The sequence below is a fragment of the Aequorivita sp. IT1282 genome (genome assembly GCF_058068205.1).
The window spans coordinates 370,345-383,694 of sequence record NZ_JBYRHR010000004.1 but is presented as its reverse complement, the minus strand read 5'-3'; the positions used below and the strand labels follow the sequence as shown (position 1 = coordinate 383,694).

General features: G+C 37.6%; 5 protein-coding genes. 1 reads left to right on the top strand and 4 read right to left on the bottom strand.

The annotated features are described in order from the left end of the window. Positions 1–72: 72 nt before the first annotated feature. The 4 genes from AC3RVG_RS11045 to AC3RVG_RS11030 all read right to left on the bottom strand — a co-directional run bounded on the left by AC3RVG_RS11045 (position 73) and on the right by AC3RVG_RS11030 (position 4,770). Complete coding sequence (locus AC3RVG_RS11045; protein ID WP_489691519.1) at positions 73–1,266, bottom strand: PDDEXK-like family protein; 1,194 nt, start codon at positions 1,264–1,266, stop codon at positions 73–75. A gap of 12 nt (positions 1,267–1,278) precedes the next feature. Then, entirely contained in the window at positions 1,279–2,574 is a 1,296-nt protein-coding gene (locus tag AC3RVG_RS11040; RefSeq protein WP_489691518.1) for a restriction endonuclease subunit S, read from the bottom strand. Further along, positions 2,574–4,178: a type I restriction-modification system subunit M gene (locus AC3RVG_RS11035; RefSeq protein WP_489691517.1), complete on the bottom strand. Its 1,605-nt coding sequence runs from the start codon at positions 4,176–4,178 to the stop codon at positions 2,574–2,576. The genes AC3RVG_RS11040 and AC3RVG_RS11035 overlap by 1 nt, the downstream gene beginning before the upstream one ends. A gap of 199 nt (positions 4,179–4,377) precedes the next feature. Continuing rightward, positions 4,378–4,770: a hypothetical protein gene (locus AC3RVG_RS11030; protein WP_489691516.1), complete on the bottom strand. Its 393-nt coding sequence runs from the start codon at positions 4,768–4,770 to the stop codon at positions 4,378–4,380. A 753-nt stretch (positions 4,771–5,523) separates the two neighbouring features. Between AC3RVG_RS11030 and AC3RVG_RS11025 the strand changes: the two genes are divergently transcribed. Then, positions 5,524–12,720, top strand: a complete 7,197-nt coding sequence (locus tag AC3RVG_RS11025) for an HYR domain-containing protein (protein WP_489691515.1) — start codon at positions 5,524–5,526, stop codon at positions 12,718–12,720. Positions 12,721–13,350 lie beyond the last annotated feature (630 nt).

Below are 13,350 nucleotides of genomic sequence, written 5' to 3'. Positions count from 1 at the left end.
TCAATTTGGATTAATACTTTCTAGTAAAGCTATTTTCCTAGCCCAATTACCGCCGTTTTGTGGTTTTATTGGTTATTTATTTTCCAACAAAAAACGATGCTCTTTAATAAAAGTTTTAATTTGTTGTGCTGCGCTTTCTGCTGCTAATTCTAACGTTTCTTGCTCATTTAATTTATTTAAAAATGAGATGTCTGATAAATTAATTATTTGATTTTTAAAAATTACAGGTTGATAATGTATCCATTGTTTATTAATTGAAATAAAATCCTGTCTACTGGCTATGGAATTATTTTTATCAAAAATACCAACAAACAAAATACCGTCTTTATGTCCCACACCACTGAAGCTTTCGGCTCCAAACCACACTTTCTTAGAAACTTCCAACTCTTTGCTATAAAACCATAAATTAGAGTGTTTTTTACTAATATCCTGTTTTGTTATATTATACCCTAAATTTTTATTATTTAAAATTTCTAAAACGCGATCTCTAAATTTCGATTTAAGTTTATTTACAATCTGATGATACTTTGAAGCAATAAGTGATGCTTCCTCTAAATTACTCTTTACAATTTCTGACAGCTCCATATCTTCTTTATTATCTAATGTTTTTGTTAGTTGTTGAATTAATATGCGGTACTGCTTTATACTTTCTCTAAGTAAAGGCTGGTCATAAGATAACCTTTGACAAACCTGAAGCCAATTAATTATCTCTACTTGATAACTTATTAATTGATAATTTATATCCTTTTGCAACTTTCCTTTACTTGTTATATCAGGTTCTTTACCATCTTTTGACAAATAAATCACCTTGTTTTTATCTTTATTAAAATTACAATACCTTTCAACTTGGAATTCTTGGTCTCCTGCATCTATTTTGTTTTCAATGGAAATAGTTTTGTTCGTTACATCATTAATTAAAATATCAATCCTACCACCTGTCTTTAAGTCTTTATTTATGAGACCAACATTATATTCAATAAAGACCTCGGCTGTTTTAAGGTCTAAATGATTTTTATATTCAATATTTGGTAAAATTTCAAGAAATGCTTTTAGAAAAACCGAACCCATTAAATGCGTACCCTGTGGATTCAATAATTCTCCAATAAATGCAGAATGTGTTCTTACCTCATTTGTTTTTAAGTTGAGTATATTATAAATGTTAAACGACTCACCTTTAATTTTAGTAATTTGTTTTTGATGCTCAACTAAAGTTTTTACACTTTTAAGCATTGTATTCTGTTTATATATAGTTTCAGAGTAAGCCATAAATTTTATTAGTTAAACAAACATCCCCTGCAACAACCCCTTTTTAAAATGCTGCGTTTTTTCTAGTTGCGTTTGTACCCCGTCTATTTTTGCATCTAGCGCACTTAAATAACTGGCTATTTTTTGTTGCTCTTTAAGCGAGGGAAAATTAAACTTCAATTTTCTCAATTCAACCATAGTCAGAGCTTTTTGAGTCGAGCCAATTGAGGTTTTAATTAATTCCTTAGTTTCCCATTCTAATAAAATTTCTAGAAATTTAGAATTCTCAGTTATTTTTCTCAACCATATTAAATTTCCATCTTTAAAATAAAATTCACTTTCATCTTTTATTCTTAAAACGTTACCTAGGGTTCCAACTGCTGTTATTAAGATATCGTTTTTAATTGGGACTCCATATTTAGCTTTAAAATCTTCATAGCGTTCTCTCGTTATAAATAATATATCAGATGGCTCTTGATTTATTCTCAATTCTGATATTTCTTTTCCTCTGTAAAATGGTATTCCTTCTTGTACATAATCCTCTAAATACACTCTTTTACTAGAAGTCATTTCACAAACATCCCCCAACCTCTTCTCCTCCCAATCCCCAAAATCACTCCCATTATCATCTTTAAACCGCAATTGCTGGCTAAAAAGCTGCTGCATTACCCCTTTTTTGTATTGTTCCAGTAGTTCTTTTTTGGTGCTTAGTTGCTGTAGTTTGGTATCTACCGCTGTTAGGAAATTTGCTATTTTTTGTTGTTCTGGGAGGGTGGGGAGATTTAGTTTAGTTTTTAATAAAATTTTCTGTGAAATATTTGTTTGAGATTCTGCTAATCCACTCGATTTACTGACTAATTGTTTTTGCGCTGCTCTATTTCCTAATGAAATTGCTAAAAATAAACTTGAGCTATTTTCATTAACTTTCAATCGAATCAACTTATCAGAAAGCATCAATTTTGGACGAACTTCATTAATATGCACTGGAACTCCTACTCTACTTGTTGGACCAGCTCTTGTTATTAGTATATCATTTTTCAATACCTGCAAATCTGGTCTTGGTTTTAGTTTTAATGGTAATTTTTTATTTGCATTTTGATTGAATCCTTCCCAAACAACAGCGGTTGTTTTTAAAACTCCCCACTCATTTTCAATTGAAGGATAATCTTCGCATTGTGGACTCCATCCAGAATCGATAGATGAAATTTTAGATTTTAATAAATTCTCTTCCCATTCCCCTTCAAACTCAGGAAAGCGCAATTGGGGTGTTTGTTGTTTTGCTTTGCGAAGCACGAAGCAAACCTGTGATGTTTCGGTTTCAGCTGCCATTAAAAAGGAGTTTCTATGTTTAACTGCTTACAAAAATCTGCAATGACAGCATCCGTGCTCTGAGTTTGGGCAGCAACTTCTTTTAAATCTGCTACTATTTTGCTTAAATCTATAGGTTCTACTTCTTCAAAAGTATCTACATAGCGCGGTATGTTTAGGTTGTAATCGTTTTCTTTAACCTCGGCTAGGGTGGCAACGTAACTGTATTTGTCAGTTGCTTCTTCGGTAAAATTGCCGTTGCCGTAGGTGCGGTAGGTGTTCACAATTTTTTCTATATGTGCCTCCTGCAATACATTTTGAGTTTTTACTTTTTCAAAATGTTGGCTAGCATCTATAAACAATATGTTTTTACTGCGCTCCGCATTGCTATTTCTATCTTTTTTGAGCACCAAAATACAAGTAGGAATGCTGGTGCCAAAAAATATGTTTGCAGGTAAGCCAATAATGGCATCTAGGTAGTTTTTATCTTTTATCAAAAATTTACGAATGTGTCCTTCTGCTGCGCCACGAAACAATACACCGTGCGGTAATACACACGCCATAGTTCCGTTTTCATCTAATTGATGCACCATATGCTGTACAAAGGCGAAATCTGCTTTGCTTTTTGGCGCAAGTTTACCATAAGCCGAAAATCGATCGTCGCTCATAAACAAAGGGCTAGCACTCCAATTAGCCGAAAATGGCGGATTGGCTACAATGGCTTCAAAACGTTTGTCTATATGGTTTGGGCTTGGGTTTACTAGGGTGTCTTCGTTATAAATATCAAAGCGTTTGTAGTGTACGTTGTGCATTATCATATTCATACGGCACAAGTTATAGGTGGTTGGATTGCTTTCTTGTCCAAAAAATTCACCTACTTCTTTTACTTCTTTGGCAACACGTAACAATAGCGAGCCAGAACCACAGGTGGGATCGTACACGCTTTGCAATTTGGTTTTATTGGTTGTAACCAGTTTTGCCAATACTTTTGAAACTTGTTGTGGGGTGTAAAACTCGCCTGCCTTTTTGCCTGCGCCGCTTGCAAATTGCCCAATTAAATACTCGTAGGCATCGCCTAGAATATCGCTGTCGCTGTTTTCTAAGTCAAAGTCAATATTTTCTAAATGGGTAAGCACTTTTACGATTAGTTCGTTTTTGGCGTCTTCTGTTTTCCCTAGTTTACTGCTCGTTAAATCGAGGTCTTCGAAGAGATTACCAAAATCGTCTTCACTTTCGCTACCCATAGTACTTTGCTCAATGCTTGTTAGTACATTGGCAAGATCGCCCAATATAAAATTGTTTTTACCACCAGCGTTGCCACGTCTTGCAAGTTCGCTAAATAGTTCGCTGGGTTTTAAAAAATAGCCTAGCTTATCTAAAGCTTCATATCTAATTGCTTCTAGCAAAGCTTCGGCATCTTTATGTGTTTCAACCGTATCGTAATTTAAGTCATCCGGCTCTAAAATAACATTTGCGTAGCTACTCATTTTTCGGCTTAGATATTTGTAAAAAATAAAGCCTAGTATATAATCTCTAAAATCGTCTGCATCCATATTGCCACGTAGGTCGTTGGCAATATTCCAAAGGGTTTGTTTAAGGTTTTGTTGTTTTTCGTTTTCTGACATTGGTAATTTAAAATCTTGGTTAGATGTTTAGCTAGTAGTTTTGGTGGTGTTTTTATGTCTTCTACCATTAAAAAATACAATTCCGCCTCATTGCAAAATTTCACACTGAGACAGAATATATTCTTTATTCAAATATAGAATTAATATTAATCTAACAAAACAAGGAGCTACTACTACAAAGGTGGAAAGCAATTTTCACCTACTTCACCACATCCACATTATACGTATACTTATAGCCCACGTATGAAACGGTGAACTTACTTTGCTCTTTGGCGGTTAGTGCTTTTATGTATTTTATTCTACAGATTTTATCGTTGTTGTCTACGCAATAGAAAGCCAGGCTTTCTTCGCCATTTTCGGTGGTTTCTATGTCTTCATCGCCAGAAATGGTGTACACCATATCTTGTTTTGCCCGAATGGTTATTTTATTGGTATCTAGATTTAGCGTAATTAAATCGTTAGTTTCTGAAATAGGATCCCATTCTGTCCATTGTCCGTTATCTAGCTCGTAGCGCATCGAAATACCTGTTGCTTTAAGCTTAATTACCTGTGCTGAAATTGGCACGCTAATCAATAGGAATAGAACAGCCAAAAGGAGCGGTTTAAATACACATTTTTTCATCATACTAGTTTTTAATTTTTGTTATTCAGTAAAACAATTTTAAATGGGGATTTAATTTTTTGCGTTTTTATTTCAGCAAAGCTTTAAGTGGGTTGTATTCTTTTTTTATTGCGTTGTATTTATAAGTGTTGGTTTTAGTTTTGTAAATGTAAAAGTGTTAAAGTACATCGCATTGCGGAATTCCACATTGCAGTTAAAATAATTAGCGCACGACAGCTTGGAGCTTCTGTGCATGTGGTTTTTTGGTGATCGTGGGTATCCTACGCTAAAGCTTCGGAGACCGTGGGGAGAGAATCAAAGATATCAATTTTTACAAATTTTTCACTATCAAAATTGTTTTCTAAACAGGATGCTATTTTTTCTGAAAAAATATAAGGCGTATTTCTGTTTAGGTTGCAACTACAGCAATCTCATTCCTACAGTATTGCATACACATAGCCACTTCTATTCTCATTATACGAATGCTATCAACAATATGAAAAATAGTCTTAGGGTTCCCTATTTATCATTTTAATACACTTTAGTTAGTTACATATCTAAATTTCTGTAGCGAATTGAGTACTAACAATATACGTGGTAACACTTATTTTCTATAGTGCTAATAATCAGTAACTTTAATATTTCAAACAATATTCAAATTACTCCCCTTTCTAAATTGATGAATACTTCATATTATTTCAATATGGAGTATTTACTATACTAATAACACTAACAACCAAACCAATGAAAAAAATTACACAACTATTAGCCGTAATAGCAATATTTTGCTGTTGCTGGCAGAGCAGTGCACAAGGGACAGAGAACAGCTTGTACTACCCTTCTTCATTACAGACACAACGCGCAATGCCCACGAGCCCAACTGCTGGACCTATGGGCATTGTTCCTATTGCGCCTACACAGGGCAATGAATTTTGTGCTGTTACCCATATTCCATATATAACGGAGTTGGAACAGCCTAACGGTCAAATTTTCCGCGGTCGGATTTTGACCGTCGATAAAATAACGTATCTAGAAACTGAGGATGGTTATACTGTTATGCAAGATCCTGCGGATGGCTATTTTAAATATGCCGCGCAAGGTGTTGATGGCGAATTGTATTTATCTGATGTAAAAGTTTCTGCTGCTAATCGCAGAAATGCGCAGGAAGTGCGTACGCTAAATTCTTTAAATACCCACGCTCGTTTTACTGGAGCGCCTTTACAGGAGCGCCTAGTTAGTGCAAGTGCTTCTCGAATTCCGTCTGGAGTATCTGTACAGAGTGTGTTTCCTTCTACTGGTGTTAGAAGGTCGTTGCTATTATTAATTGATTATCCAGATCAACTTGCAACTTATACTAATGCAGAGTTTGACAATCTTAGTAATCAGGTGGGGTATAATGTAAACGGACAAACGGGAAGTTTTCGAGATTTTTATTTGGCGGCTTCTTACGGAAGCTTAACAATAAACACTGATGTTTCTGGATGGTACACTGCCGCTAATAATCGCGCCACCTATGGAGTTGATGATATAAATGCAAGAAATTTCTTTAATGCAGTACCGCTTATTCGCGAAGCAGTTGACGCAGCTGAAACAGCTGGTATTAATTATGCAAATTATGATGGTGATGGCGATGGCTCTGTTGATGTGGTTATGGTAATTCACTCTGGTCGTGGATCTGAAGAATCTGGTAATGCAGCCGATATCTGGTCTCATAGATGGACATTGTCTGCCGCTGGCTTACAGGTTACATACGATGGTAAAATTATTAATGACTATATAATTCAGGCTGAAAAATATGGTCCTGCATCGATTACAAACATAGGTGTTATGTGTCATGAATTTGGACACGCACTGGGCCTTCCAGATTTATACGATACCGATGGCGGCTCTGAGGGTTTAGGAAATTGGTGCTTGATGGCTGGCGGAACTTGGAATAATAGTGGAAAAACGCCTGCTCATCCTTCTGTGTATTGTAAGGATGAAATGGGCTGGATGACGCCAACTGTTTTAACTGGCTCGGGAACAATTACTAATATGGATTTTTCTCAAAGCTCTTCTGAAGCTTATCGACTAAATACATTGGTAGGTAATGAATATTTTTTAATTGAAAATAGACAAAAAGTTGGTTGGGATGCCTTTTTACCAGGTTCAGGTTTATGTATTTATCATATTGATAGAGCCACAGCCAATAATACCAATCCAGCGAGATATCGTGTTGATTTGGAACAGGGTGATGGTTTTAGAAATTTAAATCTGAATATAAACCGAGGCGATGCAGGTGATACTTTTCCTGGAAGTTCGGGTAATGCTACATTTAACTGTATTAATAATCCGAATTCGAAAACGTATAATAATGCTGAATCTGACGCTAACCTTTATAATATTGTAGCGGAAGCAGCCAATAAAATGGGCTTTAACTATTTTACTGCTGCAGATTATACTGCGTTAGCAGATTTAAATGTGAATGCTGGCGTTCAATCCGGTCTTGGGAGCGGTACTCCTACAGGTGGGGTATATAGCGGACCCGGTGTAACAGATGATGGAAACGGAACTACCTATAGTTTTGATCCTGCTGCTGCAGGAGTTGGAGTTCATACTTTAAACTATACCTTTTCATTTACACTTTCCTGTGCGGATACGGCCTCAGATAATGTGGAAGTGTTTGCTTCGGCAACAACTTTTACAGCATTGGCAGATTTATGTATAGATGCTGGTAATCAAACTGGTTTAGGCAGTGGTTCACCAACGGGCGGTGTATATAGCGGGCCGGGCGTAACTGATGATGGTAACGGTACAACCTATAGCTTTAACCCAGCCACCGCGGGAGCTGGAACACATACATTAACATATACCCAAGGTGGAGATTTTGCTACAGATAATGTGGAAGTATTTGCATTACCAAATGTAACTTTTACTGTGGCAATTGATCCTGTGTGCCCAGCGACTGTGTTGCTTGGTCAAGGCGGTGGAAGCCCAACAGGTGGTTTATATAGTGGACCTGGAGTAACAGATGACGGTAATGGAACCACCTATACATTTGAATCGGGTGTTTCAGGGAATGGTACCCATACAATAACTTATAGCTATACTGACGGCAACGGATGTACTTCTAGTGCTACAGACACGGTAACCGTTGAAGATACTACTCCACCAGTTGTTACGTGCCCTGGAAATATTACCCAGAATAACGATCCCGGAAGTTGTGGCGCTGTAGTTACTTATGCTATGCCAACAATGACGGATAATTGTGGAACTACTCGTAATAATCAAATTCCTGATCAAACGAGTTCTTTTGGTGGAAACGCCAGAGGATACTGGTTTACCGCGCCAGTTGATTTTGTAATTACTGCGCTAAGAGTTCCAAATACGGCTTCTGCTGATGATCAAAATGTACAAGTAATGCGTTTTGCAGCAGTTCCTACAACGTGGCCAGCTCTATCGTCTTATGACGCTTTGCTTCACTGGTCTGGCCTTACCCCTGGCAATAACTTTATTCCGGTAAATATTCCTGTTGTAGCGGGAGATATAATTGCGATTATGGGAACCCGTGGAACAGGTAATATAAATTCATATACTAATGGTAACAATATTGCAATTGGGGGAAATATTGTAAACATTGCTCGTTTTGGTACTCAAAACACTATACACACTGGCCCTGCGCCACAAGGTACTTACTGGACGGAACCTAGTGATAGCAATAAATCTCGTATAGAATTTGAATATGATGCAACTACGTTAAATCAAACAGCAGGTCTTCCATCGGGTAGTGTCTTCCCAGTAGGAACGACTACTAATACCTTTGAAGCAACAGATGCATCGGGTAATATGGCTAGTTGTAGTTTTGATGTTACAGTGGTTGATAATGAAAATCCTATAGTAATGTGTCAGGACATAACTATACAATTAGATGCCGCGGGAACGGCTACCATTATTCCTGATGATGTACTTGCACCACCCGTTCCTGGTTATTCTGTAAATCAGACAGGCGTATTTAACCCGATAGATATTTCTGGAATAGGAACAAATATTACGCTAGGTGATGATCAAGGAAGTGCGGCAATACCGTTGGGATTCTCGTTTGATTTTTTCGAAAATACATATACAGACCTTTATATATCGTCTAATGGATATTTATCATTTTCAGGTATAGATCTAGCTGATTTTTCAGACGATGCAATACCTAATGTATCTACTCCTAATGATATTATTGCTGTTGTATGGGACGATTTAAATCCTGCATCGGGAGGTACTATTCGTTATGCGATGACAGGGATAGCGCCAAATAGAGTGTTTATTGTAGAATACAATAACGTGCCGCAATTTCCAAATACCGCTCCTATTACCACCCAAGCGCAATTATACGAAGGATCTAATATTATTGAAATTCATACGCTATCTAAATTATCGGATGGAAATCCTTCAACCCAAGGAGTTGAAAATGCCGCTGGAGATGCCGGCACCTCTACACCAAATAGAAATAATCAAATATGGACCGCGTTTAATGATTATGTTGCCTTTATTCCTAGTACTGGCACTAATCCAAGTGATAATTGCGGTGTAGCAAGTACAACATTAGATATGGACACCTTTAGTTGTGCCAATGTAGGACCAAATACTGTAACTATAACCGTAACCGATGTAAACGGAAATACTAGTACTTGTACGGCAGTTGTAACTGTTGAAGATAATATACTGCCTACTATTACTTGCCCTGGAGATATTACAGTAAATAATGATGCTGGTATTTGTGGCGCCGTAGTTACATGGACCGCTCCAGTAGTAGTTGATAATTGTTCTGGAAGTGCAGTAATAACATCATCGCATAACCCTGGAGATATGTTCTCAATAGGGATAACCACGGTAACTTATATGGTAACAGATCCTGGCGGCAACACGGCTAATTGTAGCTTCACTGTAACTGTTAATGATACAGAGCCACCAGTTTTAACATGCCCAGTAGATTTCACAGTAAATAATAATGCTGGACTTTGTAGTACAGTGGTTACTTATGTTACTCCAACTGCTACAGATAACTGTTCGCTTAGCGATATACTTATTAATGGTAGTTTTGAAACAGGCGATTTTACAGGTTGGGTTGTGGATGATTTTACTGGTCCTTATATAGCATATTACGTAGGAGCATCTAATGATGGAGGTGCATTTTTCCCACCGGCTACTCCAACAGATGGAGGATTGCTAGCCGGAAATGGCTTCGATGCAGGAGCTCCTGACACCTCACTGCTGTATCAAGAAATTAGTATTCCTGCCGGAGCAACAACTGTCGATTTAAAGTGGGACGAAAATATAGATTATGACCTGCTCACTTTCTGTGGTGGATGTTCAGATAGAACCTATCAGGTTCAAATACTCGATGCAACCAACACCGTACTTCAAGTGCTAAAAACGAGAGTTTTGACTGCGGGTACAATTGAGGATGATAATATGTGGGAAAGTGAGATGGCAGATCTTTCTGCCTATGCAGGACAGACAATTAGAATTGGCTTCTGGCAAGATGTGCCTGATTCCTCCTCGGGTCCTGCTAAATTTGCATTAGATAATGTTGTCTTGCTGATAGATACGCCTGTTGCAGTTATTCAAACAGCTGGATTACCTAGTGGTAGTACTTTCCCCGTTGGAATAACAACAAATACCTTTGAAGCAACGGATGCAGCTGGTAATACTGCAAGCTGTAGTTTTACCATAACAGTGATAGATAACGAACCACCACTGGCAAACTGTGCTCCTGCGTTCACACTTCAATTAGATGCTGCTGGAAATGCAAGCATTACCGTTGGCGATATTGAAAACGGAAGTACAGATAACTGTGGAATTTCAACTACAACAATCGATAAATCAACATTCACTTGTGCAGATGTAGGGCCAAATACAATTACTTTAACGGTCACAGATGTTAATGGAAACGTTTCAACTTGTACAACCATTGTAACAGTTGAAGATAATGTGGCGCCAACAGCAGTATGCCAACCATTTACGGCACAGCTAGACGCTACTGGAAACGTGACAATTACAGGAGCCGATGTTGACAATGGATCATCAGATGCCTGTGGAATTGCTTCACTTTCTGTTTCACCAAATACTTTCACTTGTGCAGACGTGGGACCAAACACAGTTACATTAACTGTAACCGATGTTAACGGAAATGTTTCAACATGTACAACTACTGTAACGGTTGAAGACAACGTGCCGCCAGTTGCAAACTGTGCTGCTCCATTTACTATTCAATTAGATGCTGCGGGTGATGCAAGCATTACTGTTGGAGACATAAACAATGGAAGCACTGATGCCTGCGGAATTGCAAGTACATTAATTGACAAATCAACATTTACTTGTGCAGATGTAGGTCCGAATACAGTGACCTTAACGGTAACCGATGTAAACGGAAATGTTTCAATGTGTACAACAATTGTAACTGTTGAAGATAGCATTGCACCAACCATAATCTGTCCAGCAGATATAACAGCCTTTACTGATGCAGGTGAATGTTTTGCAACGGTAAATTTTGCAACTCCGGTGGCTTTCGATAATTGTGGAATAGCGACTATTGTACAAACAATGGGAGCTCCAAGTGGAGGTACATTCCCTGTGGGAGTAAACACTATTGAATTCACTGCAACCGATGTAAATGGAAATACAAGCACGTGTACATTCACTATAACAGTGACCGATAACGAAGCGCCAGTGGCGGTTTGCCAGAACATCACCATCCAACTTGATGCTAACGGTAACGCAAGTATAGTGGCAGCAGACGTTGATGGCGGAAGCACAGACCAATGTGGTGTGGCTACTTTAGCGATAGACATTGATACTTTTGACTGTAGCAATGTTGGAGACAACAACGTGATTTTAACGGTAACCGATGTAAACGGAAACACTTCAACCTGTACTGCTATAGTAACTGTGGAAGATGTTACGGCGCCAGTAGTGGTTTGCCAAGACATAACAGTAGTGCTTGATGCATCGGGTACAGTAACCATAGCAGGAATAGATGTTGACGGTGGAAGCACTGATGCTTGCGGAATAGACACCTATACTTTAGATATGGACACCTTTGATTGTAGCAATGTTGGAGACAATATTGTAACATTAACGGTAACCGATGTAAATGGAAACACTGCAACTTGTACTGCTACAGTAACTGTTGAAGACAACACCAGTCCAGTGCTAGTTTGTCAAGACTTTACTTTAGAACTTGGTGCAGATGGTACTGCTATCCTTAATCCAAGTGATGTAATAGCTAGCAACGACGATGCTTGTGGAATCTTTACTTCTGCAGTAGATATTACGGCTTTCGATTGTTCAGATATTGGCGCGCCAATTACGGTTCAGGTATTTACAATAGATGTAAATGGCAACCTTGCAACTTGTACTGCAGAAGTAACAGTTGTAGATCTATTAGCACCAGTAATTACTTGTCCGGCAGATCAAACTGTTGATCCGGGACCTGGAAATATTTTCTATATTCTTCCAGATTACTTTGGAACCGGTGAAGCAACTGCAATAGACAACTGTACAGATCCTGTAACAGTAACAACGCAGAGTCCAGCAGCAGGAACACCACTTTCTGATGGTACATATACTATTTCATTTACAGCAACAGATGCATATGGCAACACAAGCACTTGCGATTTCGAACTAATAGTAGAAAGTGTACTTGGCGTTGGCGATAACAATCTAGATCTTGGAAGCATCAAAATGTATCCGGTACCAGCCAAAGATGTACTAAACATCAGCAATCCGCAGAGTTTAGAATTGGAAAGACTGGAAATATACGACCTAAGAGGTAGATTAGTACAGAGCACAGACCTTCGCGGAATGGGCAATGTGAAAACTATAAATATTGACCAACTAGCCGCTGCTTCTTATTATGTTAAGATTAAAGGTGCAACTGGCGAAATAACCAAACGACTTATAAAAGAGTAGTTTATTTAGTAAATAGTTTATAATTGTAAATCGCCCGAGGAAATTCCTCGGGCGATTTTTTTGTTTTTATAGGAATAAGATAGCGATTACTCGTTACAATTATTTTCATTGATTTCCATTTTAAAATGGTCAATTTATAACAGGGATGGCCATATTTCAGCCCGCAACCAGTTAATTCCAACAAACTACTAGAGATCTCAACTAACCACTACAAAAGAACGTTTTTCCTCAGATTCATTTACTGTTTCCATCCTACAATTAACTTAAATAATTAATAATAAAATTGCGTTTTTAACACTAACTACGTAAAATATACGTGTTACTACTTACTTAAAAGTTAAAAATTTAACATAACTTGCTGAATAGACAATAACGCAACTGATGCGAAATGTCAGTCTTTATTCATTTTATAAAGCTCGAAACCTCCTCATTTCTGACTTAAAAGAGGTCGCTTTCAAATTACAATCGCTAAAAGCTACTAATTTGATGCAAATTCTTAAAACCTAACTCGGTAGTCCCAATTACTGTACTTGCAAAATAGATATAGAATTCTTTTTAAGTACAATTTCATTCTGCTACAGTTAAAAAATTAGCTCCACAAATTTGACTGATTTAAACCTACGCCAAATG